The organism is Curtobacterium sp. ME12 (assembly GCF_903970855.1).
In the GTDB taxonomy this organism is placed as follows: domain Bacteria; phylum Actinomycetota; class Actinomycetes; order Actinomycetales; family Microbacteriaceae; genus Curtobacterium; species Curtobacterium poinsettiae_A.
Genome location: NZ_CAJCKD010000002.1, coordinates 81,432 through 104,392 on the forward strand (window position 1 = coordinate 81,432; position 22,961 = coordinate 104,392).

Here is a 22,961-nt window from a genome sequence, read left to right on the forward strand (position 1 = left end):
GTGTACCACTGTGTCACGCAAAGCGTCCGCCCGGACGGTGGCCCGGTCCGGCGTCGGCCGGGAGGCGCGGCGGCGGTCCGGCATGCACCGCTCGGCCAGCCGACGGGTGCGTCCAGGGCCGCGGTCGCGTCAGCGGGGTGCGGTTGCGCTGATGTCAGCGGGGCGCGCTTGCGTCAGCGGGGTGCGGTTGCGGTCGCGTCAGCGGCCCGCGCGCCAGTCCGCCAGGAACCGGGCGCCGGCCTCGTCGTGGATCACGCCGTCGGGCGCGGTGAGCACCGGGTACGGCGTGGCCGGCACCCCGTCGGCGGGACGGACGTCGACGTGCGCGACCTCGTGGCCGTGGGCGTGCAGCCAGTCCGCCATGGCGTAGTCGCTGCGGGAGTCCCCCACGGTGCGCCAGGTGACCGGGAGCGCACCGTCCTGCGCCAGGAGCTCGAGCGAGCGCTCGGCGCCGAGGTCCTTGCCGCTGCGGTCGGACTCGACGTCGGTCGAGATGATCGTGGGGTCGATGCGCCACTGCACGGCACCGTCGGCGTCGGGCCGGACGTCGTCGAGTCGGCGGACACCCAGCCCGCGACGCTCGAGCGCGGCCATGGCCTTCGCGTCGAACTCCGGCTGGCGGGCCAGGTAGGTGGCGTTCGGCACCTCGACGCGCTGCTCGATCGACACCATGGCGCGCTTCGTCTCGTCGAAGAACACCAGGTCGGCGTACTCGTCGCGGACCAGCTCGCGCATCTCGTCGGCGTAGTCCCGCGGCAGCGCCAGGTCGTCGGCGACGGTCAGTTCGCCCATGCCGCCGTCGTACTGCGGACCGATCGAGCACCACACGGCGCCCTTCTCGCAGACGGCGTGGACCCGCCCGCCCTCGGCGAGACCACCGGCGAGCAGCGGGCCGACGACCTCGGAGCGGATGAACGCGTCGCTGCGGCCGGTGTTGAAGACGATCGGGATGCCCTCGGCGGCGAGCGCGACGAGGTCCGCGACGATGCTCGGGATCGCGATGGTGCGGGAGACCGGGCTGGCGATGGGTCCGTCGACGTCGAGCAGGAGACCGAGGCGGGGTGCGTTCACCCACCCATCCTCTCGCAGTCAGCTGCTGGGCGAGGCGATCCGGCTCCGGACGCGGTCGATCAGCGCTCCGAGGGCCGCCGGGGCGGGGACGTGTCCCTGCCCGGGCACCTCGGCGTACTCCGATCCGGGCACGGCGTCGACGAGGGCGCGGGCCGCACGACGCATCCACTCGAGTCCGTCGCCACCGGCGCCGACGAGCACCGGTACACCCACGGCGGCAGCGACGCGCTCGGGCACGGCGAGGCCGTTGAGCACGCGGACCTCGCGGCTGAGCACGTGGGCGTCGACGACCAGGGAGCGCCAGAGCGACCCCTTGAGCCGCAGGGCCGTGACCTGACCCATCGGGACCCCGAGTACCTGGGTCAGGAACCCGCGGACGGCCTGGGCCCGGCGGCCGGCACCGACGTGCTCGTCGAGCAGGTCGGCGAACACGACGTCGTCGGCGTGCGGGTCGACCGAGGCGCGGTACGGCGGTTCCCACAGGACGGCACCGTCGACCGGCAGCCCGGTGGCGAGCCCGTGCAGGACGACACCGGCGCCGACGCAGATGCCGACGGCGGTGGTCGGTGCGCCGATGCTCTCGACGACGGCACGGAGGTCGTCGACCTCGCGCTCGATGGCCCACGCGGCGGAGTCACCGCTGGCACCGCGACCGCGGCGGTCGTAGGTCACCACACGGCACGTCGAGCCGAGCTCGGCGACCACGCGGTCGAGGTACGGGGTCCCGCGGTGGTCGAAGGCACCGCCCACGACGACGACCGCCGGCCCGTCCCCTGCCTCGGAGACGGCGATGGTGGTGCCGTCGGAGGAGACGACCGTTCGGTCGACTGGAGGGAGCATGGGGTCCTTTGCGGGCTGTCGACGGCGATGCGTCGGGCCTCGGAGGGGACCGTGCGGATTACCGGTCCTCCGAGTGTCGCAGGCGTGGGAGCCCGTGTCTCCCCCCGCTTCCAGGGGCAGGACCGCGCCGCTCGATACCACCGGACCGACGTGCCATGCTGTTTGAGTACACCTGTACTCAACCGATCACCGCCGCTGCAGGGGGAACCCGTGACACTCATCGCCATCGTCGCCTGCGAGATCGCCTTCTGGGTCGCGATCCTCGGCGGCCTGACCACCCGGTACCTGCTGCGACGCCCTCGGCTGGGCGCGGCGATGCTCGTCGCAGCACCCGTGATCGACCTCGTCCTGCTCGCCGTCGTCACGGTCGACCTGCTCGGCGGCGGGACCGCGTCGTGGCACCACGGGCTCGCGGCGGTCTACATCGGGTTCTCGGTCGCGTACGGGCACCGGATGATCGCGTGGGCGGACGTCCGGTTCACGCACCGGTTCGCCGGCGGTCCGGCACCGGAACGGCTGAGTGGACGGCGGTACACGTCCCGGTGCTGGGGCGACGTGCTGCGGACCGGGCTCGCCGTGCTGATCGCCGGCGGGATCATCGGCGGACTCGTCCTCGTGGTCGGGGACCCGGATCGCACGAACGAACTGCAGGGCACGGTCGCGCTGCTCGGGGTGGTCCTGGGCGTCGAACTGCTCTGGGCGATCAGCTACACGATCTGGCCACGCCGGGCCACCACCGCAGCCGCGAGCCCGGCCGGAGCAGCGAGCCGGCCGTAGGCTGACCCGGTGCCCCGCCGTGTCGACCTCGAGGAACGGGGATCCCTGGTCGCCGCGGCGTGCCTGCGGATCCTGGAGCGGGACGGCCTGAGCGCGCTGTCGGTGCGGAACGTCGCGGACGAGGCCGGCATCGCTCCCGCATCGCTCCGGCGGGTCTTCCCGACGCAGGACGCCCTGCGCGAGCACTGCCTGACGATCATCGAGGAACGCGTTGTCGCTCGGCTCACGGCCCTGCGCTCGACGGGTCGGGCGCTCGCACTGGACGTCCTCGCCCAGGTGCTGCCGCTCGACGCCGAGCGCACGACCGAGATCCTGGCGCAGGTGCAGCTCGGCGTGCTCGCGCGCACCGACGAACACCTGGCCGCGAGTGCCCGACGCCTGAACGACGGGGTCAGCCGGGTGTGCACCCGGGCACTGGAGATCCTGCGTGCGGACGGCGGCTTCGGCGCCGATCGCGACCTGGCCGACGAGGTGGACCGGCTGCACGCGCTGATCGACGGGCTGGCGGTCGAGCACACGTGGGACCCGACGGCCCGGGCGCCGGAGCGGGTCCTGGCGCTCGTCGAACTGCACGTGGACAGCCTGCGCGGCGCGGTCGCCTGACGCCTCAGCGACCTCGGTAGACCTCGCGCCGGTGCCCGGCGCGCACGACGACGACCACGAGCCGTCCATCGTCGATCAGGTAGATCACGCGGTGGTCACCGACCCGGACACGCCATTCCGGGCTGTTGACGAGTCGACGAGCCGCGGGTGGACGTGGCTCGTCAGCCAGGATCGCGAGAACCCCTTCGACGAGTCGTCGGGCATGTGGCGGCAGTTTGCGGATGGCACGCCCCGCACTCGGTTCGAACTCGATGTCGTAGGTCATCCCAGACCGAGTTCGCGCCTGAGGTCCTCCCACTTGACGTTCTCGCCGCCGATGCGCTCGTTCTCGAGTCGGGCCTCTTCCACCGCCTTCAGGTCGTCCAGGTCCTCCGCCGCCTCGAGCAACCGGTCGAGGACGGCCGCATCGACCACGGCCGCGACGCGCTTGTTGCGCCGGGTCAGGTAGACGGGTTCGTGTCGGGCGTCGTCGATGATCGACGCGAGACGGCCACGGGCTTCGGAGATCGACACTTCGCTCACCTGTACATTCTAGAGCGTTTTGTACAAGTCAGACGAGTGCCGTGGTGCCCACCGACTCCCGTTCGAGCAGGGACCGTTTGACGTCGAGCCCCCACGCGAAGCCCCCGAGCGTGCCGTCCGAACGCAACACCCGGTGGCACGGGACGAAGAGCGCGGGGGCGTTCCGGGCGCACACGCTCGCCGCCGCCCGCACCGCGTCGGGCCGACCCATCGCCGCCGCGAACGCGGTGTAGGTGAGGGTGCCGCCGGCGGGGATCCGGCGGAGTTGGCGCCACCCCTCGGTGAAGAGCTCGGTGCCGAACTGCCGGACCGGTACCTGCATGGCGTGCTCGACCTCGCCCGAGTAGAAGGCGTCGACGGCCTCGGCCGAGGCGACCACGCCGTCGAGCACGCGGTCGGGGCGGTGGCGGTCGGCCAGGCGGGCGAGGATCCGCTCGACGGAGTCGGTCCACCCGGAGGCGAGGACCCTGCCCTCGGCGTCCTCGAGCACGGTGAACGGCCCATCAGGGGTGTCCAGGGTCTGGATGGTTGCGTCGGTCATCGGTCGTCCTTCCGGGGGTCCTCGGGGGCACGGGCTGCACGGGCGCCGGCGGTCGCGGTCATCGCGCGGTCGATGATCGGTCGCCAGCAGTGCATCGTGAGGTAGCTCCGCCAGGGGGCCACCTGCTCCGACCATAGGGAGAGCGCACCCGCCGTACCGGGCAGCCCGAGTTCCTGTGCACCGTTCCGCACGGCGAGGTCGCTGTGGAGGAAGATGTCGGGGTGGTGCCGGACCCGGAGCGCGACGTAGTCGGCGGTCCACGGCCCGATGCCCTTCACCGCGAGGAGTCCGTCGCGCAGGTCGCCGAGGGACTGCCCACCGTCCACCACCAGGGACCCGTCGGCGAGCGCCGCAGCCACCCGCAGGATCGTGTCGACGCGGGCGGCCGGGCCGCGCAGGACCTCGTGCCCGCGTTCGGCGACCACCGCCGCGGACGGGAACAGCAGCCCGCCGGGCCGGATCGCGTCGGGCACCGCTGCTCCGAGTGCGGCCACGAGCCGGGTCTGCGCGGTGCGCGCCGCGGCCACCGAGACCTGCTGCCCGATCAGGGTGCGGAACACGATCTCGTGCGCGTCCACCGCGCCGGGCAACCGGAGGCCGGGCACCCGGGCGACGGGGCCGGCGAGCTCGGGCACGGCTCCGAGGACGGCGTCGACGGCGACCGGGTCGGCGTCGAGGTCGAACAGCGCACGCACCCGCGCCACGAGCGCCGGCAGGTCGGAGAGGTCGGTGACCCGCACACGCAGGTCGATGCCGGTGCCCCGCCCGGCCACGTCCGGGACGGCGGCCGACGCGCTGAACCACCCCGGGCCTCCAGGCAGGTCGACCAGCCGCCCGTACGACGCGACCCGGCCGGCGGGGTCGGTGTCCACCTGCTCGGTGCCCGGCAGGGCGTGCAGCGCGTGCCAGTCGAGCAGGCCCTGCACGTCGAAGGGCGCTCGGGCCGGCAGGTGCACGTGCAGTCCGCCGTCACCTACGGCATCGGCGTCACCTCGCCCGGACCGACGTGCGCGGAGTTCCGTCGGAGTGACGGCGAAGACCTCGCGCACGGTGTCGTTGAACTGCCGGACGCTGGCGAACCCCGCGGCGAACGCGACGTCGGCGACGGGCAGGTCGGACGAGGTCAGCAGGGTCCGCGCGGTCTGCGCCCGGTGGGCCCGGCTGAGCGCCTTCGGTCCGGCGCCGAGCTCGGCCGTCATGATGCGGTTGAGCTGCCGCTCCGAGTAGCCCACGCGCGCGGCGAGCCCGGGGACGCCGTCGCGCTCGACCACACCGTCGAGGACGAGTCGCATCGCCCGGCCGGCGACGTCCTCGCGCAGGTCCCACTCGGGGCTGCCAGGGGTCGCCTCGGGCAGGCAGCGCTTGCAGGCGCGGAAGCCGGCCAGGTGTGCTGCGGCACTCGTGCGGTAGAAGGTGACGCCCGAGACCTTCGGCGTGCGGGCCGGGCAACTGGGTCGACAGTAGATGCCGGTGGAGTGCACGGCGGTGACGAACTGGCCGTCGAAACGCGCGTCGCGCGATGCGACGGCGCGGTGCCGTTCGGCGTGCAGCGCGTCGGGCTGCGCGTCGGTGTCCGGGCTGGTCATGGGCTCAGCCTGACATGCGCCGCCGACGTCGACTGGCGGGAATCGGACGGAGCAGCGCACGGCCGGGAGGCCCGGCTAGCGTTGGCCGGGTGACTTCCGCAGACGACGTGGCCGGTCTCGACGACCTGCCGTTCCGGACCGAGGTCGAGGTCGCGCTGCTGCTCGTCTCACCGCGGCACCGGTACGAGGGGCGCCCGGCCGACGGCGCGCTGCCGGTGGGCGGGGACGATCCGGACGAATCACGCGACCGGGTCGAGCTGCGGGCCGGGCTGGGCATCGTCGGCGACCGGTACTTCGCGGCCCGGGCGCACGTGCACGCCTCGGTCACGGTGATCGGACTGGAGGGGCTCGAAGCCGTCGGTCACGCGATCGGCGCCACCGTCGACCCCGCTGCGACCCGGCGGAACGTGTTCCTGCGCGGCGCCGACGTCGAGGCGCTGCGGGGCGAGCCGTTCTCGTTGGCGAGCAGGACACCCGACGGCAGCGACGGCGCCCTCGGCCGCGCTGTCCGGTTCCGCGGCTACCGCGCCGCGAACCCCTGCGCCTGGATGGACCACGAGGTGGCCCCCGGGGCGTTCCGTGCGATGCGCGGCCAGGGCGGGGTGCGGTGCGATCCGGAGTCCGACGGTGTGCTCACCCTCGGACCCGCGGTGCTCCGCACGGCCCGCCCCGTGGCGCTCGGCTGACGCGGGCGCCGTGCAACCGTGGCTCGGCGGCGCGGTGCTCAGGCGGTGAGGGCGCTCTCGATCGCGTCGACGAACGCCGGCAGGTCGTCCGGGGTGCGGGAGGTGATGAAGCCACCGTCGACCTGGACCTCCTGGTCGACCCACTCGGCTCCGGCGTTCCGCAGGTCGGTCTGCAGCGACGGGAACGACGTGACGGTCTTGCCCGACAGCACGCCCGCCTCGACGAGGGTCCAGGGCCCGTGGCAGATCGCCGCGACCGGCTTGCTCGCCTCGGCGAAGGCCTGCACGAGGCTCGCCGCGCGGGACTCCTGGCGCAGCGTGTCGGCGTTGATCGTGCCGCCGGGGATCACGAGGGCGTCGAAGTCGTTCGCGTCGACACCGGCGAGGGTGGTGTCGGGCTCGAGCGTCTGCCCCGGGTCCTTGTCGCCGACCAGGGTCTGGATCGTGCCGGTCTCCTTGGCCGCCACGGTCACCGAGGCACCGCGCTCACGCAGCTGCTCGGTGGGGACGACGATCTCGTCCTGCTCCACGCCGTAGTTCGTCGTGATGACGAGGACCTTCTTGCCGTCGAGGGTTGCCATGATCGCTCCTTCCGCGGCCCGGTCGTTCCGGCCGCACACCCGAGGGTCGTCGGGGTCGGCTGAACAGGCCTCCAGGGCCGGCTCGGATGACCGGTCGAGCGGTCGCAACACCCCGCTCGGGGCCGCCGAGCGGTCACGAAGCGTCGGCTGGCGGCGGCGCAACCGACGGTTCCCGACCACTCGGCGCGGGCCGCACGGGGTGTCCTGACCGGCCGCAGACCCGCAGCCGGGCAGGCCGGGCGCCGCGCTCAGCCGCGGATGCGGAAGGCGTCGCCGTCGCGCTCGACGGTCAGCCCGTCGTACCCGTGCACTCGGTGCAGGCCGGCCGTCACCGGGTGCTCGAGGAGACCGACGACGACCGTGGTCGCGCCGGAGGCGATGGCGGACTCGAGTCCGGCCGGGGCGTCCTCGAACGCCACGCAGTCGGCCGGGTCGACGCCGAGCAGGGCAGCTCCGCGCAGGTAGCCGTCGGGGTGGGGCTTGCCGTGCTCGACGTCCTCGGAGGGCACGAAGGCCTCGGGCACGGCGAACCCGGCGGCCGCCATCCGGCCCGCGGCGAGGTCACGCGGGGCGCTCGTCACGAGGGCCACCGGGACACCGAGTTCGACGAGTCGCTGCACGAAGGCGACGGCCCCGGGGATCTCGAGGATGCCCTCGGTGCTCGCGGTCTCCTCGGCGACGAGCTCCGCCGCGATCCGCTGTTGCTCGGCCAGGGGCAGGTCGGGCAGGAAGCGCCGCAGGGTGTCGATCGCCTGCCGACCGTGCGAGAACGCGAGGATCTCGTCGGGGTCGATGCCGTTCGCGTGGCCGAACCGGGTCCAGGTCGCCTCGACCACCGCGGTCGAGTCGACGAGCGTCCCGTCCATGTCGAAGAGGACCCCGGACGCCACGATGTCGATCACGCGCCCGACCCTAGCCCACGGGGGTCAGCGCGCCCGGACGGACCGGGTGAGCAGCACGCCGCCGGCGCCGAGCAGCACGTGCGCCGGTCGCATCCGCCGGAGTTCCGGCGACGACCCGCGGGCGATGCGCGGCCCCTCCCCGCCCTCGAGCGACGGATCGATCGTCAGGGTCAGCTCGTCGACGGCGTCCGCGGCGATGAGCGCCCCGAGGAACGACGGCCCGCCCTCGCAGTGGATCGTCCCGAGGTCACGGTCGGCCAACAGACCACGGATCCGCCCGGCGTCCACCGAGTCCGGGTCGTCGTCCGCGCTGCACGGCACGACGTCGGCGACCTCGGCGAGCGCCAGGGCCTTCGACGACGCAGCCGCCGTCGCCGACGTCAGGACGACGGGGCGCACCGGCGCCGCGGTGAAGACCCGAGACCCCGGGTCGAGCGACAGCGATCCCGTGACGATCGCGAACACGGGGTGGTCCGGCATGCCGTGGGCACGCCGCCAGGCGACGTCGGTGTCGTGCAGGACCATCGGCCCGTAGCCCTCGTCGCGGACGGTGCCGGCGGCGACGAGCACGACGTCGGCCACCCGCCGGAGCAGGTCGAAGACGCGCAGGTCGTCGGCGCCACCGAGCGACCCGGACACCCCGGCAGCCGCGGCGGAGCCGTCGAGCGTCGCGACGAAGTTCACGCGGAGCCAGGGGCCCCCGGCGTCGGCGGTGTAGAGCTCGAGCAGGTCGTCGTCGGACAGGTCCGCGATCGACGGGGGCAGGACGTTCACGTGTTGTGCCTCGATTCCACGGGGGTGCGCCATCCGAGCGTGGCCTCGACCATCCGCATCGCGTCGACGCTCTCTGCGACGTCGTGCATCCGGACGATCCGGGCGCCGAGCATCGCGCTCACGGTCGCGACGGCGAGCGATCCGGAGAGCCGTTCACCGCGGGGGCGTCCGAGCGACTCCCCCACGAAGTCCTTGTTCGACACCGCGGCGAGCACCGGGTAGCCGAGCGCGACGACCTCGGGCAGCCGACGGGTGAGCTCGAGCGTGTGCACGGTGTTCTTGTGCAGGTCGTGGCCCGGGTCGACGATGATCCGCGACTCGGGGATGCCCGCGGCGAGCGCCCGGTCGACCCGTTCGCGCAGGAACGCGACGACCTCGCCCGCGATGTCGCCGTACTGCGGCGGTGCCGGCAGGGGCTGTCGGGGTTCGGCGAGCGAGTGCGTGATGACGACGGTGGCGTCGGAGTCGGCGACCACGGCGGCCATCCGCGGGTCGGACAGGCCGGTGGTGTCGTTGACGACGGTCGCCCCGGCCGCGATCGCCGCTGCAGCGACCTCCGGGCGGAAGGTGTCGACGCTGATGACGACGTCGGACTGCTGGGCGAGCTGCTCGACGACGGGCACGACCCGGTCGATCTCGTCGGACGCGGGCAGCTCCGGACCGGGTGCGAACTTCACGCCGCCGATGTCGACCCAGTCGGCGCCCTGTTCGGCTGCACGCACCGAGGCGGCGACGGCCCGGTCGAGCTCGAAGGTGGCGCCGCGGTCGTGGAACGAGTCGGGCGTGCGGTTCACGATCGCCATCACGGCGATGCGGTGGTCGAAGTCGATGGTGCGGCGGCCGAACGTCCGGACCGGGTGGCGCAGGTCCGGCACGACCCAGCCGGGTCCGGCCGCGTCGGTCCGTGGGCCCACGACGCCGGTTCCGGCGCGACGCGCCAGCGGCGTGCCGGCCGTGCCGTCGGGGAGGCCGGTCATGCGTCTGCCCCGGCACTCGCGTCGTGCCCGGCGTCGGTCCCACGCCCCGCGCCGATGAGCGCGATCGCCTCGGCCCGTCCCGCGGCGTCGGTCAGCGAACCGGTCGCCGCCACCGTCACCGTCGTCGAACCGGTCTGACGCTCCCCACGCGTCGTGACGCACTGGTGCTGCGCGTCGAGGACCACCAGGACGCCCTGGGCGCCGAGCCCCTCGGCGATGGTCGCGGCGACCTGTTCGCCGAGCCGCTCCTGCAGTTGCGGGCGGGAGGCCACCGCGTCGAGCACCCGCGCCAGCGTGCCGAGCCCGATGAGCCGGTCGCCCGGCGCGTACGCCAGGTGCGCGACCCCGAGGAACGGCAGCAGGTGGTGCTCGCAGACGGAGCGGAACTTCACGTCGCGCACGATCACGAGCCGACCGCGCTCGCCGTCCTCGGCGTGCACGGTGCCGTCCCGGGCGATGGCGACCGCGTCGGTGCCGATCCCGGAGAAGAACTCGGCGTACGAGTCGGCGACGCGAGCGGGGGTGCGGGTGAGTTCCGGGCGGTCGGGATCCTCGCCGATGGCGAGCAGCAGCTCGCGGACGGCGGCCTCCACACGGGCGCGGTCCATGGGTGACGTCACCCGCTCATCCAACACCAGCCCTGGCCGGAGAACGCGGGCAGACGCCCAGCGCGAGGGGCGCGATCCGCGCAGAACGGGCCTCCTGGCTGTCGCAACCTGTGAGACCGGTGTGACACGCCCGAAACCCAGCATCCTTTAAACTCTCGTGGTGAGCGCCCCGCAGACCGACACCACGCCCCGGAACCGCTTCGCGACCGGCCTCGACCGATTCTTCTCCATCACGCAACGCGGATCGTCGATCCCCCGCGAGGTCCGCGGTGGCCTCGTCTCGTTCGTGACGATGGCGTACATCGTCATCCTGAATCCCCTCATCCTCGGCGGGTTCAGCGCCGACCAGGCCGCCAAGGACGTCAGTGGCGGATGGCTCGAGAACGCTCAGGTGGCCGCGGCGACCGGACTCGTCGCCGGCGTCATGACCATCGCGATGGGCATCATCGCGAACCTGCCGTTCGGCATCGCCGCGGGGCTCGGGATCAACTCGTTCCTCGCCGTCAGCGTCGTGCACCAGGTCACCTGGGCCGAGGCGATGGGCCTGGTCGTCATCAACGGCGTGATCATCGTGATCCTCGCGTTGACCGGCATCCGGACGATGATCTTCACCGCTGTCCCGGCCCAGCTGAAGGCCGCGATCACCGTCGGCATCGGCCTGTTCATCGCGTTCATCGGGCTCGTCGACTCCGGCTTCGTGCGGTCCTCCGGGCTCGCGTCGCCGCCGCTGCAGCTCGGTGAGGACGGCTCCGTCGGCGCCCTGCCGACCATCGTGTTCCTGATCGGCCTGATCATCATCGGCACGCTCATGGCCCGCCGGGTCAAGGGCGCGCTGCTCATCGGCATCGTCGCGACCACGATCATCGCGATCATCCTGCAGGCGATCTTCCAGGTGCCGACCTCGGTGGACTCGAAGATCGGCTGGAACCTCAACGCCCCCGGCCTGCCGAGCGCGCTGTTCGCCGTGCCGGACCTGTCGCTCGTCGGCCACGCCGACGTCTTCGGCGCCTTCACCCGTATCGGCCCGCTCGCCGCGTCGATGCTCGTCTTCACCCTCGTCTTCACGAACTTCTTCGACGCCATGGGCACCATGACCGGTCTGGCCAAGGCCGCCGGCGTCGCGAAGCCGGACGGCACGTTCCCCCGTCTGAAGTCGGCGCTCGTCGTCGAGGGCGTCGGCGCGATCGCCGGTGGTGGCGCGTCGGTGTCGTCGAACACCGTCTTCATCGACTCGGCCTCCGGCATCGGCGAGGGTGCCCGCACGGGCATGGCGTCCGTCGTCACCGGCCTGCTGTTCCTGGCGTCGATGTTCCTCACGCCGCTCACCCAGGTCGTCCCGCTCGAGGTCGCCGCCGCCGGGCTCGTCGTCGTCGGTGCGCTCATGGTCGCGCAGGTCGCGGACATCTCGTGGACGGACTTCGGCTCGGCCCTGCCGGCGTTCCTGACGATCGTCGTCATGCCGCTGACCTACTCGATCGCGAACGGCATCGGTGCCGGCTTCATCAGCTGGGTGCTCATCAAGCTGCTGTCCGGCCGCGGTCGTGAGGTCTCGTGGCTGCTCTACGTGGTCGCCGCGGGCTTCCTGCTGTACTTCGCGCGGGGGCCGCTGGAGGCGCTGCTCGGCGTCGGCTGAGGCTTTCGTCCGGGCGTTGCCGGGAGGCCCGTGGTCAGTCCGGCAAGTCGCTCGGCGTCGCCTCGTGGTGGCGCTGGTCCTGGGTGCGACGGTCTTCCTTCATGCCCGCCTCGAACAGGTGGCGGCGGCCCTGCACGAGCTCGTCGCGCGCGGTGCGCTCGAGCTCCTTGGCGAGGGCGTAGTAGCCGTCGTCGTAGTCCTCGACGATCTGGAACGTCCAGCGGCCGGCGATGACGTTGCGGCCCACGAGTTCGGTGTCGATGCGCCCGGCGAGCTCTGTGTGCCCCGCCTTCCGCAGCTGCTCGACCGCCTCGCCGAGGTTCAGGTCAGCGGTGCCGGTCAGCCGGTGGAACCCGTAGAGCAGGCCGCGGGCGTGCTCGATGACCTCGACCGCGGCGGACAGGCTGCCGAGCGCCTCGACCGTGGCCTCGGACACCCCCTCGGGAACCTGGTGCTGCGCGTCGGGGCCCTGTGCGTCGTTCGTCATGGGTCCCGTCTACACGACGGCGGCTGCGCTGTTCGAGGGGTTCGTCCACGACCCGCCGTGGTCGATCGCCGGTGGTTGCGACGTCAGAGGTCGACACCTACCATTCGAACACACGTTCGAACGAGGAGACCCGATGATGATCACCGACACGGCCGCCACGGTGTGGTGGGCCGAGGGCACGCCGACGCGGCTGGTGTGGGCTGGGCGGCGCTGGCGGGTGAGCGACACCCCCACCCGGCTGACCGTGACGCGCGCCGAGCTGCCCACAGCGATCACCCACGCGCCTGAGCGCACCGTGGGCTGGCGGTTCCAGGCGACCAGCGACGACGGTGAGGCCCTGGTGGTCGACATCGTGCCGCAGGGCTCCGGCTGGGGCGTGGCCCGGACGTGGACGTGACGGGCCCGAGCCGCTACCGTCCGGACATGGACAGGTGGGTGGCGCTGCTGCGCGGGGTCAACGTGAACGGCATCACGATCCGGAGCGCCGAGCTCGCGGAGCTCTTCCGGGGACTCGGGTTCGACGACGTCCGCACCGTGCTCGCCTCGGGCAACGTCGTGTTCTCCGCCGACGTGCCGGCCGAGCCGCTGAAGACGTCGATCGAGCAGGGGCTGCGCGACCGGTTCGGGTACGACGCCTGGATCGTGCTCGTCCGACACGACGCCCTCGCGGCCGTGGTCGACGGCTTCCCCTTCGAGCGTGCCGACGCACGGCACGACTACGTGGTGTTCGGGACCGACGACGGTGCGCTCGACGCGTTGGTCGCGGACCTCGAACTCGACGACTCGGTCGAGCAGGTCTCCCGCGGGAACGGGGTCGTCTACTGGTCGTGTCCGAAGGGGTCGAGCACCGACACCGTGTTCGCCAAGCGGGCCGGCGCCGCACGCTTCAAGCGCACGACGACGACCCGCAACACGAACACCCTGCGGAAGCTCCTGTGACGCTCGGCACGCTGCACCACGTCGAGCTCCGCACCGCCGACCTCGACACCGCCGACGGCGCCTGGGGCTGGCTGCTCGGCGAACTCGGCTACGAGCCGTTCCAGCGCTGGGAGCACGGCCGGAGCTGGCGGCTCGGCACGTCGTACATCGTCCTCGAATCAGCCCCGCTGCGCGGCGACCACGACCGCCGCCAGCCGGGACTCAGCCACCTGGCGTTCCACGCTGGCGACGCCGAGGCGGTGGAGCGGCTCTGGGTCGAGGCTCCCGATCACGGCTGGACGCACCTGTACGAGGACCGGCACCCGTTCGCCGGTGGCCCGGACCACCACGCCGCCTTCCTCGAGGACGCCGAGCGGTTCAAGGTCGAGCTCGTGGCCAGCGGACAGCACTGACGGCGATGCCGGGGCGGCATCAGGCCTGCGGCGGCTGCCCGTTGCTGGCCATGGTGCCGCCGTCCACCGGCAGGACCGCGCCCGTGATGAACGAGGCCGCGTCGCTGGCCAGGAACAGCACGGCCTCGGCGACCTCCTCGGAACGCCCGCCCCGACCGAGGGCGATCCGCTCCTCGAACTTCGACTGCAGCGACTCGTCCTCCGCCTGCTCCTGGGTCAGGTCGGTCCAGATCAGCCCCGGAGCGACGGCGTTCACGCGCACCCCGAACTGCCCGTTGTCGAGCGCCGCGGCCTTGGTGAAGTTCGTCACGCCACCCTTCGCCGCGTTGTAGGGGCTCATCCGCCAGTCGGCGTCCTCACCGGAGACCGACGAGGTGTTCACGATCGAACCCTTGGTCTCACGGAGGAACGGCAGGGCCGCCCGGGTGCCGTAGAACACCCCGGACAGGTCGGTCTCGATGACGCGGCGCCACTCGGCCGTGCTGATGTCGGTGATGTCCCCGGAGCTGAAGGTTCCGGCGTTGTTCACCAGGACGTCGAGCCGATCGAAGCGGTCGATCGCCGCCGAGACGACGGTCTCCCAGTCCTCCGGGCTCGCCACGTCGGCGTGCAGGGCGACCACCCGGTCCGTCGGCAGGGAGTCACCCACCGTGCGGACCTTCTCCTCGACGCTGTCGGTCAGCACGACCGACGCGCCCTCGTCGATGAACGCCCGGACCGTCGCCTCGCCGATGCCGGAACCCGCGCCCGTCACGATCGCGACCTTGCCCTCGAACCGGTTGCCCATGATGTCTCCTCTCGTTGCACGAACCGTGCCCGGGAGACGCCATCGGCCCGAGGGGCACGGCAGACCACGGTGCCCCGGTGCGGCTGGACGCGCTCGGAGGTGCCGGCAGCGGCCCGGGATGCACGTCGCCCCGGTACCGCGAGGCGGAACCGGGGCGACGTGCAGCGCAGGGACTGGCGTCAGCCGGTCGAGTCGTCGAGGTCGAAGTCGCGCTCGAGGGAGATCGTCGGGATCGACGCGGTGATCACCGAACCGTCCGCACGCAGCGTGCCCTGGATGTCGCTCGTGGTCGGGGCGTGCCCGGACATGCGCGGCCCGTGGTGCGGCAGCGGCACCACGGTGGGCTCTCCCGCCTCGATGTCCCACTGCTGGTTGTGCACCCAGACCGTGAAGCCCGACCCGGTCTCGACCGTGAGCGTCATGGTCTCCTGCTCCAGGTCGACCCGGACGCGCGAACCGCTGACCGTCAGCCGGTAGGACAGACGATCCCAGTGCTTCGGCAGCCGCGGGTTGAAGGTCATGCGTCCACCGTGGTCGCGCATGCCACCGAAGCCGTTGACGAGCGCGCCCCAGATGCCTCCGGTCGACGCGATGTGCACGCCGTCCGAGGTGTTGCCGTGCAGGTCCGCCAGGTCGACGTAGAGCGCGGTCTGGAAGTACTGGTCCGCGAGGTCGTGGTACCCGACCTCGGCCGCCATGATCGACTGCACGACCGCGGACAGGGTCGAGTCACCGGTGGTGAGCGCGTCGTAGTAGTCGAAGTCGCGACGCTTCTCCGCCGCCGTGAACTCGTGCCCCTGCAGGAAGAGCGCGAGCACGACGTCGGCCTGCTTGAGCACCTGGAACCGGTAGATCACCAGCGGGTGGTAGTGGAGCAGCAGCGGGCGCTTGGACTCGGGGGTGTTCTCGAGGTCCCAGAGTTCCTTGTCGAGGAACTGGGCGTCCTGCGGGTGGATGCCGCGGTGCGGGTCGAACGGGATCTCCATCGACTCGGCGGCGTGCTCCCACTCGACGAGCTCGTCCGGCTGCAGACCGGTCCGGCGCACCATGCGGTCGTACTCTTCGGCGTCGTCCGCGGCGAGCTCGCGGCAGGCGTTGACGGCGAACCACAGGTTCGCCCGGGCCATCACGTTCGTGTAGAGGTTGTCGTCGACGACGGTCGTGTACTCGTCCGGTCCGGTCACACCGTCGATGTGGAACTTCTTGTCGCCGTTGGACCGCCAGAACCCGAGATCGGCCCACAGCCGGGCGGTCTCGACGAGCACGTCGATGGCTCCGCGCTTCAGGAACTCGCGGTCGCCCGAGGCCCGCACGTACTGCATGAGCGCGTGCGCGATGTCGGCGTCGATGTGGTACTGCGCGGTGCCGGCGGCGTAGTACGCGCTGGACTCCTCGCCGTTGATCGTCCGCCACGGGAACAGTGCGCCGCGCTGGTTCAGCTCGCGGGCTCGAGCACGTGCCGCGTCGAGCATGTTGTAGCGGAAGCGCAGGGCGTTCCGGGCGACGATCGGCGCCGTGTACGACAGGAACGGCAGGACGTAGATCTCCATGTCCCAGAAGTAGTGGCCGCCGTACCCGGAGCCGGTGACGCCCTTCGCGGCGATGCCGTGGCCGTCGGTGCGAGCGGTGGCCTGGGCGAGCTGGAAGAGGTTCCAGCGGACGGCCTGCTGGATCGCGGGCTGGCCGGCGATCTCGACGTCGCTGCGGGCCCAGTAGTCGTCGAGCCAGTCGCGCTGCTTGGCGAAGGTCTCGTCGACGTTCTCGGCGTGCGCCCGGTCGAGCGTGCGGTCGCACCGGTCGGCGAGCTCGCGCACGGGGACCCCGCGGGAGGTGTGGTAGACCACGTGCTTCACGAGCCGGATGGGCTGACCGGCACCGGCCTGCACCCGGTAGACGTGCTTCGCCAGGTCGTCCTCGATCGACGACGACTCGTCCCAGCTGTTCTCGGTCTCGATGTGGTGCTCGACGCCGACGCAGATCGTCATGCCTGAGCTGGACGCCTGGTACCCCAGGACCGAGCGACCGCCGGTGCTGCGCTTGAGCTTCGGCACGAGCACCCGTTCGGTGAACGACTCGGCCTTGCGGGGGTCGAAGGCGTTCGCCGCGGCCCGCATGCCGGCGTGGTACTCGTCCTGCACGTCCTGGCGGTTGAGGATCTGGCTGGACAGCAGGATCGAGGCGTCCGCATCGAGCACGGTGACCTCGTAGTCGATGACGGCCAGGTGCCGGTCGGTGAACGACACGAGTCGGCGCGATCGGATGAGCACCCGCTTGCCCGACGGCGTCGACCACTCGGTCTCGCGGAACAGGTACCCGCCCCGGAACTCCAGGCGGCGCGTGTGCCGGAGGATGTCGGCCTCGGCCAGGACGAGCGGCTCGTCGTCGACGTACAGGCGGATGACCTTGGCGTCGGGCGCGTTGATGATCGTCTGCCCGGTCTTCGCGAAGCCGAAGGCGTCTTCCGCGTGCCGGATCGGCCAGGTCTCGTGGAACCCGTTGACGTACGTGCCGTACTGCACGCCGCCACGGCCTTCGTCGAGGTTGCCGCGCAGGCCGAGGTACCCGTTGCCGACGGCGAAGTTCGTCTCGGCGACGCCCTGCTCGTCGGGGGTGTACTCCGTCTCGACGAGGGCCCACTCGTCGATCGGGTAACGGACGCGGTCGAGGGGGTCCGAGGTGATGGGGTTCATGCTGCTCCGTGGGAAGGGAGGGAGATGGGTACGTCGGTACGGCCGGCAGGCAGGGAGCGTCCGGCCGGGTGGCCTACGTCGTGCTTATCGGTGCGGGCAGCTCGTCGATGAGTTCGGCGAGGTCGGACACCACGACGTCGGCACCGTGCTCGCGCAGGGCGTCCGCCCCGGCGCCGCGGTCGACACCGACGACGAGACCGAACGAACCGTTGCGGCCGGCTTCGACCCCGCTCGTGGCGTCCTCGACCACGACGCACTCGGCGGCGGTGAGCCCGAACCGGGTGGCCGCGTCGAGGTAGGTGTCGGGCGCGGGCTTGCCGGCCAGGCCGTCCTGGCGGGCGACGAGCCCGTCGACGACCACCGGGAACCGGTCGAGGATGCCTGCCGTCCGGAGCACCGACGTGGCGTTCGCCGAGCTCGAGACGACCGCGACGGACATGCCGGCGGCGATCGCGGCCGTCAGGAACCGCAGCGACCCCGGGTAGGGCTCGACGCCGTGCTCGTCGAGCTCGGCGGTGAACTCGGCGTTCTTCCGGTTGCCGAGGCCGCAGACGGTGTCGGTGTCCGGCGCGTCGTCAGGGGTGCCCTGCGGCAGGTCGATGCCACGAGACTCGAGCAGCGAGCGCACCCCGTCGTAGCGGGGCTTGCCGTCGATGAAGGTGAAGTAGTCCTGCTCGGTGTACGGCGCGACCCCGTGTGCGGCCAGGTACGGCGTGAACAGCCGACTCCAGGCGCGCATGTGGACGTCGGCGGTCGGGGTGAGCACGCCGTCGAGGTCGAACAGGAGCGCGCGCTGGTCACTGAGTCGCGCGGGCGGGCGCTGGTCCTGCGTCGTCATCTGCGGTCCTCCGGGGACTGGTGGTGGACGAATGGCTCCCGACGAGTCTAGGACCGCTCCAGTCCCGGTGTTCGGACGCGCCGCACCCGGTCGGGAGACCGGCTGTGAACACTCGGAGACGCGCACCGGCACGCTGACCCGGACGGAAGGCACCACCATGACGAGCGACACCACGGCCGCACCCCACGACGGCACGCAGTCGAAGCTCCGCCAGGCGATCACCGGGCCACTGCTGTTCCTCTTCATCCTCGGCGACGTGCTCGGCGCCGGCATCTACGCCCTGATGGGGACGCTGGCGAAGGACGTCGGCGGCGCGCTCTGGGCACCGCTGGTGCTCGCGCTCCTGCTGGCCCTGCTCACCGCGGGCTCCTACGCCGAACTCGTGACGAAGTACCCGAAGGCCGGCGGTGCCGCGGTCTTCGCCGAACGCGCCTACAAGGCGCCGATCGTCTCGTTCCTGGTCGGGTTCAGCATGCTCGCCGCCGGCGTCACGAGCGCCGCGGGCCTGTCGCTCGCCTTCGCCGGCGACTACCTCGGCACCTTCGTCGACCTGCCGCCGGTGCCCACCGCGATCGTCTTCCTCGCCCTGATCGCCTGCCTGAACGCCCGTGGCATCTCCGACTCACTGAAGAGCAACGTCGTGATGACGATCATCGAGGTCTCCGGTCTCGTCATCGTGATCGTCGTCGTGGCCGTGATGCTCGGCGGTGGCGGCGGCGACGTGTCCCGGATCGGCGCGTTCCCGGCCGAGGCGAACCCGGCACTGGCGACCCTGAGCGCCGCGATCGTCGCCTACTACTCGTTCGTCGGCTTCGAGACGTCCGCCAACATCGCGGAAGAGGTCCGCGACCCCCGCCGCGTCTACCCGAAGGCCCTGTTCGGCGCCCTCGCGACCGCCGGCGTCGTCTACGTCCTCGTCGCCCTCGCCAGCGCGATCGCCCTGCCCGCTTCGGAGCTGTCCGAGTCCAGCGGCCCGCTGCTCGCGGTCGTCTCCGCCACCGGCGTCCCGATCCCCGACTGGGTCTTCAGCCTCATCGCCCTGGTCGCCGTCGCGAACGGCGCGCTGCTCACGATGATCATGTCGAGCCGTGTGACCTACGGCATGGCCGAGCAGCGGCTCCTGCCTGCCCTGCTCGCGAAGGTCCTGCCGAACCGCAAGACCCCGTGGACCGCCATCGTCGCCACCACGGTCGTCGCGATGCTCCTGACCCTGGTGGGTGACGTGGGCGTGCTGGCCGAGACTGTCGTCCTCCTGCTGCTCTTCGTGTTCATCAGCACGAACGTCGCCGTCCTGGTGCTCCGCCGCGACCACGTCGAGCACGACCACTTCAGGGTCTGGACGTTCGTCCCGGTGCTCGGGGTGCTGTCGTGCATCCTGCTGCTGACGCAGCAGAGCGGTCAGGTCTGGCTCTACGCTGCGGTCCTGCTCGCCGTCGGCGTGGTCCTGTACTTCGTCGCCCGGTTCACCGGGCGCCGTTCCGGACGCGACCACGAGGCGGGCGTGATCCACTGACGTCACGCACCACGGGCCTCCAGGCAGACCGTCTGGAGGCCCGTGGTGCGTCCGCCGGTCCGCCCGCGTGGTCAGCGCAGGTCGCGCACCCAGGCCTCGATGGCGTCCGAGATCTGCTGGCGGGCATCAGCACGGCTGATGGTCGCCGTGCGGTCGCCCGGCTGGTCGCCGTAGGCACCGAAGTCGGCGTGGTTCGAACCCTGGATCTCGGTCATGGTGGCGGTCGACGGCAGCTCGTCCCGCGCGGCGTCGACCTTGGCCGGTGTGGACAGGCCGTCACGCGAACCGGAGATGCTCAGCACGTCGATGTACGAGCGGCTGATGTCGTCCGCGCAGTAGCTGCCGAGCAGCAGCAGGCCGTCGGCGTCCTGGGCGAGCTGGCACGCGCGGACCCCGCCGAGGGAGTGTCCGCCCACCGCCCAGTGCGCGACCTCGGGCGCGTGCGCCTGGAACGTCGACAGCGGTCGGGTGTCGAAGAACGCGAGGTTCAGCGTCGGCTTCGTGATGACGACGGTCGTGCCGTTGGCGACCACCTGACGGAACGTGGCCATGTAGGCGTACGGATCGACCTTCGCGCCCGGGATGAAGACGATCCCGACCCCGTCGGCCTGGCCGGTCGGGGTCATCACCACCGAGTCTCCGGCGTCGCGGACGGCGATCCGGTCGTCGCGCCAGACCTGCAGGGCGGCGCTGCGGGTGCCCTGCATCACGATGTGGGCCCAGACGAGGAACACCACCGCGAGCAGCACGACGACCGCGACGATCCAGGTGGTCCAGCGCAGTGCTCGGTTCATGGCGTCCCTGCTTCCCGGGGGCGTCGTGCGATGACGGTGAGCCACCGCTCGTCGGCCTCCGGACGCGTCGTCTCGCGGACGTCGACGTCGGCCCACCCGGAGCGGGCGACGAGCTCGGCGAGGGGCTCTGGCGCCCAGTAGGTGAAGTGCCGGGCGTGGTCGAGCTTCCGGGTGCTCCACGCATCGCCGTCGCCGTGCTTCACGGTCGCGGCCAGCACGCCGTCTGGCTGCACGGCCTCACGGAGGCGAGCGAGGAGGTCCCCGAGCTCCGTCCGTGCGACATGCAGGAGCACCGCGTTCGCGAACACGGCGTCGTACGGGCCGCCGAACGCGTCCGAGCGCACGTCGAGCAGGCGTGCCTCGTGCCCCTGCTTCTGCAGCGCCTCGACGAACGACCGCGCGCCGTCCGTCCGGTCGACCACGAGCCCGGCGGCCTCGAGCGCGAGGGCGTCCCGCCCCGGGCCGGACCCGAGCTCGAGCACCCGCGCCCCGACGGGGACGAGCGCGAGCAGGTCGTCGACGAGGCCGGCGCGGTGGTCGTCCGTGCGCTCCGCGTAGCGATCGGCCGCGCGCTCGTAGGCGTCGAGCGTGCGCTCGGCGGTGAGGTCACGGCGCATCACGACCTCGCGCCGCCCGTCAGGCAGGGCGTCCCCAGGCTCGCCGACCGCGGTGAAGCCGCAGCGCTCGTACGTGCGGCGGGCCGCGGTGTTGTCCGGCGCAACCGACAGCTCGAGGTGGTGCGCTCCGGTGCCCGCAGCCCAGGTTGCGACGGCACGGATGAGCGCAGCGGCGATCCCCCGGCCCCGGGTGGCTGGGTCGACCCACATCGAGATCAGTCCAGCGGTACCGGGGTCCTCGCCCGTCACCCCGCTCACCATGCCGACGACGGAACCGTCCTCGGTCTGGGCGAGCAGGTCGAGCGCTCCGGGCATCGAGAGCCGGGCCCGCCACCGGTGCGATGGAGCGTCTGCCCAGTCGGCGAGCGTCGAGCCGAAGGCTCCCGGGGAGTCGGCGAGCGCCGCGAGTCGGACCGGCCGCCAGGTCTCCCAGTCGTCCGCCGTCACCCGGCGCAGCGTGATCGTCACGCCTCGACGCTACCGCCCTGCGGACGGCGCGGGACGTGCCGCGAGTGAGCAGAAGACGTCGGGTGTGGTCTTCACACTCGACGTCTTCTGCTCACTCGATGTCGCCCGCGACCCCGCGCGGGCGACCGTGACGCGCTACTTGATCGCGGCGCGGATCTCGGCGGCTGCTGCGCCGACGTCCGACGCGCTGTAGATCGCACTGCCGGCGACGGCGATGCGGGCACCGGCCTCCTGCACCGAGGCGACCGAGGACGCGTTCACGCCGCCAGCGATCGAGAACGGGACGCCCGACTCCTTGCCGGCGTCGAGCAGGGTCGAGAACGTGAAGCCCTCTTCCGCCTGCTCGTCGAGCCCGGCGTGGACCTCGACGAACTCGGCGCCGAGTGCGACGACCTCGCGGGCACGGGCGGCCTTGTCGGAGACGCCGATCAGGTCGACGACGATGCCCTTGCCGTGCTGCTTCGCGGCCTTGACGGCACCGACGATCGTCGAGTCGCCGGCGACACCGAGGACGGTGACCAGGTCGGCACCGGCCGAGAAGGCGATGTCGGCCTCGAGCTCACCGGCGTCCATCGTCTTGAGGTCGGCGAACACGATCTTGTCCGGGTGTGCCTCCTTGATCGCGGTGACGGCGGACAGACCGGCGCTCTTGATCAGGGGCGTGCCGAGCTCGAGGACGTCGACGTGCGGCGCGGCCGCGGCGGCGAGCTCGAGGGCGGCTTCGGTGGTCAGGGTGTCCATGGCGAACTGGAGCTGCATGGGTGTGCCTTTCATTCGAGGTTGGCGTGGCGGGGCCAGAGGTCGTCGGCGGACTGCCCGCCTCGGGTCCACAGGGCGTGGAACACGGCGTCGCCCACCAGGGCGACCGCCTGTTCGAAGAGGCCACCGGCGTACTGGGCCGAGGCGGTGCCGGAGCGGTCGGTCTTCGTCGCGGCGGGCAGGACGATCGTGACGTCCGCCAGCTCGGCGAGCGGGGAGCCGTCGGTGGTCGAGAGCGCCACGACGGATGCGCCGACCTCGTGCGCGGTCCGCGCGGCCTGCACGATGCCGGTGGTCGTGCCCGAGCCGCTCGCGACGAGGAGCAGGTCACCCTGGCGGATGGCCGGGGTGGTGACCTCGCCGACGACGTGTGCGTCGAGCCCGAGGTGCATGAGGCGCATCGCGGTCATGCGGAGGGCGAGGCCGGATCGACCGGCCCCGTGGACGAACACCCGGTCGGCGCCCTCGATCAGGTCGAGTGCGCGCTGGGCCGGGGCGTCGTCGAGGCGGGCTGCCAGGTCGCCGACCTCGCGGACGACCAGGTCGAGCGCTGCGGAGACGGTGGTTGCTGCCATG

At 72.1% G+C, this 22,961-nt stretch carries 27 protein-coding genes; 8 read left to right on the plus strand and 19 right to left on the minus strand.

The annotated features are described in order from the left end of the window. Positions 1–198 precede the first annotated feature (198 nt). Complete coding sequence (locus H7A73_RS01785) at positions 199–1,071, minus strand: hypothetical protein (RefSeq protein ID WP_182064395.1); 873 nt, start codon at positions 1,069–1,071, stop codon at positions 199–201. 18 nt (positions 1,072–1,089) lie between these two features. Continuing rightward, positions 1,090–1,911, minus strand: coding sequence for an alpha/beta fold hydrolase (locus tag H7A73_RS01790; protein WP_182064396.1), 822 nt, complete (start codon positions 1,909–1,911; stop codon positions 1,090–1,092). Between the two features lie 210 nt (positions 1,912–2,121). Between H7A73_RS01790 and H7A73_RS01795 the strand changes: the two genes are divergently transcribed. Together H7A73_RS01795 and H7A73_RS01800 are read left to right on the plus strand one after the other, a co-directional pair. Then, positions 2,122–2,688: a hypothetical protein gene (locus H7A73_RS01795; RefSeq protein WP_182064397.1), complete on the plus strand. Its 567-nt coding sequence runs from the start codon at positions 2,122–2,124 to the stop codon at positions 2,686–2,688. 9 nt (positions 2,689–2,697) lie between these two features. Further along, positions 2,698–3,291 carry a TetR/AcrR family transcriptional regulator gene (locus H7A73_RS01800; protein WP_182064398.1) on the plus strand — a complete coding sequence of 198 codons (594 nt, stop codon included), beginning with the start codon at positions 2,698–2,700 and terminating at the stop codon, positions 3,289–3,291. A 4-nt stretch (positions 3,292–3,295) separates the two neighbouring features. On the opposite strand, the gene H7A73_RS01805 is transcribed toward H7A73_RS01800, so the two are convergent. The 4 genes from H7A73_RS01805 to H7A73_RS01820 are packed head-to-tail and all read right to left on the minus strand — an operon-like array spanning position 3,296 to position 5,940. Further along, a complete protein-coding gene (locus H7A73_RS01805; protein WP_182064399.1) occupies positions 3,296–3,556 on the minus strand; it encodes a type II toxin-antitoxin system RelE family toxin in 261 nt (86 codons plus the stop codon). Beyond that, positions 3,553–3,813 (minus strand): type II toxin-antitoxin system prevent-host-death family antitoxin, encoded by a 261-nt coding sequence (locus H7A73_RS01810; protein WP_071250100.1) that lies wholly within the window; start codon positions 3,811–3,813, stop codon positions 3,553–3,555. The genes H7A73_RS01805 and H7A73_RS01810 overlap by 4 nt, the downstream gene beginning before the upstream one ends. A gap of 28 nt (positions 3,814–3,841) precedes the next feature. Then, a complete protein-coding gene (locus tag H7A73_RS01815) occupies positions 3,842–4,354 on the minus strand; it encodes a methylated-DNA--[protein]-cysteine S-methyltransferase (protein WP_182064400.1) in 513 nt (170 codons plus the stop codon). Beyond that, the gene (locus H7A73_RS01820) at positions 4,351–5,940 is read right to left on the minus strand and encodes an AlkA N-terminal domain-containing protein (RefSeq protein WP_182064401.1); all 1,590 of its coding nucleotides are present in this window, start codon (positions 5,938–5,940) and stop codon (positions 4,351–4,353) included. The genes H7A73_RS01815 and H7A73_RS01820 overlap by 4 nt, the downstream gene beginning before the upstream one ends. A gap of 89 nt (positions 5,941–6,029) precedes the next feature. On the opposite strand from H7A73_RS01820, the gene H7A73_RS01825 reads away from it, so the two are divergent. Then, entirely contained in the window at positions 6,030–6,626 is a 597-nt protein-coding gene (locus tag H7A73_RS01825) for a molybdenum cofactor biosysynthesis protein (RefSeq protein WP_259362650.1), read from the plus strand. A 38-nt stretch (positions 6,627–6,664) separates the two neighbouring features. Here the strand turns inward: H7A73_RS01825 and H7A73_RS01830 are convergent, their stop codons facing one another. The 5 genes from H7A73_RS01830 to folE form a co-directional block, all read right to left on the minus strand. Next, a complete protein-coding gene (locus H7A73_RS01830; RefSeq protein WP_182064402.1) occupies positions 6,665–7,207 on the minus strand; it encodes a type 1 glutamine amidotransferase domain-containing protein in 543 nt (180 codons plus the stop codon). Between the two features lie 248 nt (positions 7,208–7,455). Next, complete coding sequence (locus H7A73_RS01835) at positions 7,456–8,109, minus strand: HAD-IA family hydrolase (RefSeq protein WP_182064403.1); 654 nt, start codon at positions 8,107–8,109, stop codon at positions 7,456–7,458. 24 nt (positions 8,110–8,133) lie between these two features. Continuing rightward, the gene (locus tag H7A73_RS01840) at positions 8,134–8,883 is read right to left on the minus strand and encodes a pyrimidine reductase family protein (RefSeq protein ID WP_259362653.1); all 750 of its coding nucleotides are present in this window, start codon (positions 8,881–8,883) and stop codon (positions 8,134–8,136) included. Continuing rightward, entirely contained in the window at positions 8,880–9,860 is a 981-nt protein-coding gene (gene folP, locus H7A73_RS01845; protein ID WP_259362654.1) for a dihydropteroate synthase, read from the minus strand. Before folP ends, H7A73_RS01840 begins: the two co-directional genes overlap by 4 nt. Beyond that, positions 9,857–10,468, minus strand: coding sequence for a GTP cyclohydrolase I (gene folE, locus H7A73_RS01850; RefSeq protein ID WP_182064529.1), 612 nt, complete (start codon positions 10,466–10,468; stop codon positions 9,857–9,859). The genes folP and folE overlap by 4 nt, the downstream gene beginning before the upstream one ends. 157 nt (positions 10,469–10,625) lie before the next feature. Here folE and H7A73_RS01855 point away from each other — a divergent pair, with 157 nt between their 5' ends. Then, positions 10,626–12,101: an NCS2 family permease gene (locus tag H7A73_RS01855; protein ID WP_182064405.1), complete on the plus strand. Its 1,476-nt coding sequence runs from the start codon at positions 10,626–10,628 to the stop codon at positions 12,099–12,101. Between the two features lie 34 nt (positions 12,102–12,135). Here H7A73_RS01855 and H7A73_RS01860 read toward each other — a convergent pair whose 3' ends face one another. Next, positions 12,136–12,588: a hypothetical protein gene (locus H7A73_RS01860; protein ID WP_182064406.1), complete on the minus strand. Its 453-nt coding sequence runs from the start codon at positions 12,586–12,588 to the stop codon at positions 12,136–12,138. Positions 12,589–12,721: 133 nt separating this feature from the next. Here H7A73_RS01860 and H7A73_RS01865 point away from each other — a divergent pair, with 133 nt between their 5' ends. From H7A73_RS01865 to H7A73_RS01875, 3 genes are read left to right on the plus strand one after another with little or no spacing between them, the layout of a single operon-like run. Then, positions 12,722–12,985, plus strand: a complete 264-nt coding sequence (locus H7A73_RS01865) for a hypothetical protein (RefSeq protein ID WP_182064407.1) — start codon at positions 12,722–12,724, stop codon at positions 12,983–12,985. A gap of 26 nt (positions 12,986–13,011) precedes the next feature. Continuing rightward, positions 13,012–13,527, plus strand: a complete 516-nt coding sequence (locus H7A73_RS01870; protein ID WP_182064408.1) for a DUF1697 domain-containing protein — start codon at positions 13,012–13,014, stop codon at positions 13,525–13,527. Continuing rightward, positions 13,524–13,919, plus strand: coding sequence for a VOC family protein (locus H7A73_RS01875; RefSeq protein WP_182064409.1), 396 nt, complete (start codon positions 13,524–13,526; stop codon positions 13,917–13,919). The genes H7A73_RS01870 and H7A73_RS01875 overlap by 4 nt, the downstream gene beginning before the upstream one ends. A 19-nt stretch (positions 13,920–13,938) precedes the next feature. On the opposite strand, the gene H7A73_RS01880 is transcribed toward H7A73_RS01875, so the two are convergent. The 3 genes from H7A73_RS01880 to H7A73_RS01890 form a co-directional block, all read right to left on the minus strand. Beyond that, positions 13,939–14,706 carry an SDR family NAD(P)-dependent oxidoreductase gene (locus H7A73_RS01880; RefSeq protein ID WP_182064410.1) on the minus strand — a complete coding sequence of 256 codons (768 nt, stop codon included), beginning with the start codon at positions 14,704–14,706 and terminating at the stop codon, positions 13,939–13,941. A gap of 179 nt (positions 14,707–14,885) precedes the next feature. Continuing rightward, positions 14,886–17,396 carry a glycoside hydrolase family 65 protein gene (locus H7A73_RS01885; protein WP_182064411.1) on the minus strand — a complete coding sequence of 837 codons (2,511 nt, stop codon included), beginning with the start codon at positions 17,394–17,396 and terminating at the stop codon, positions 14,886–14,888. A gap of 73 nt (positions 17,397–17,469) precedes the next feature. Then, the gene (locus H7A73_RS01890; protein WP_182064412.1) at positions 17,470–18,234 is read right to left on the minus strand and encodes an HAD family hydrolase; all 765 of its coding nucleotides are present in this window, start codon (positions 18,232–18,234) and stop codon (positions 17,470–17,472) included. 157 nt (positions 18,235–18,391) lie between these two features. Here H7A73_RS01890 and H7A73_RS01895 point away from each other — a divergent pair, with 157 nt between their 5' ends. Then, positions 18,392–19,747 carry an APC family permease gene (locus H7A73_RS01895; RefSeq protein WP_182064413.1) on the plus strand — a complete coding sequence of 452 codons (1,356 nt, stop codon included), beginning with the start codon at positions 18,392–18,394 and terminating at the stop codon, positions 19,745–19,747. Positions 19,748–19,818: 71 nt separating this feature from the next. Here H7A73_RS01895 and H7A73_RS01900 read toward each other — a convergent pair whose 3' ends face one another. The 4 genes from H7A73_RS01900 to hxlB all read right to left on the minus strand — a co-directional run bounded on the left by H7A73_RS01900 (position 19,819) and on the right by hxlB (position 22,960). After that, positions 19,819–20,541, minus strand: coding sequence for an alpha/beta hydrolase (locus H7A73_RS01900; protein ID WP_182064414.1), 723 nt, complete (start codon positions 20,539–20,541; stop codon positions 19,819–19,821). Further along, positions 20,538–21,626 (minus strand): bifunctional GNAT family N-acetyltransferase/class I SAM-dependent methyltransferase, encoded by a 1,089-nt coding sequence (locus tag H7A73_RS01905; protein ID WP_182064415.1) that lies wholly within the window; start codon positions 21,624–21,626, stop codon positions 20,538–20,540. Before H7A73_RS01905 ends, H7A73_RS01900 begins: the two co-directional genes overlap by 4 nt. Before the next feature lie 135 nt (positions 21,627–21,761). Then, complete coding sequence (gene hxlA / locus H7A73_RS01910; RefSeq protein WP_182064416.1) at positions 21,762–22,385, minus strand: 3-hexulose-6-phosphate synthase; 624 nt, start codon at positions 22,383–22,385, stop codon at positions 21,762–21,764. A gap of 11 nt (positions 22,386–22,396) precedes the next feature. Then, positions 22,397–22,960 carry a 6-phospho-3-hexuloisomerase gene (gene hxlB, locus H7A73_RS01915; RefSeq protein WP_182064417.1) on the minus strand — a complete coding sequence of 188 codons (564 nt, stop codon included), beginning with the start codon at positions 22,958–22,960 and terminating at the stop codon, positions 22,397–22,399. Between the last annotated feature and the right edge of the window lies 1 nt (position 22,961).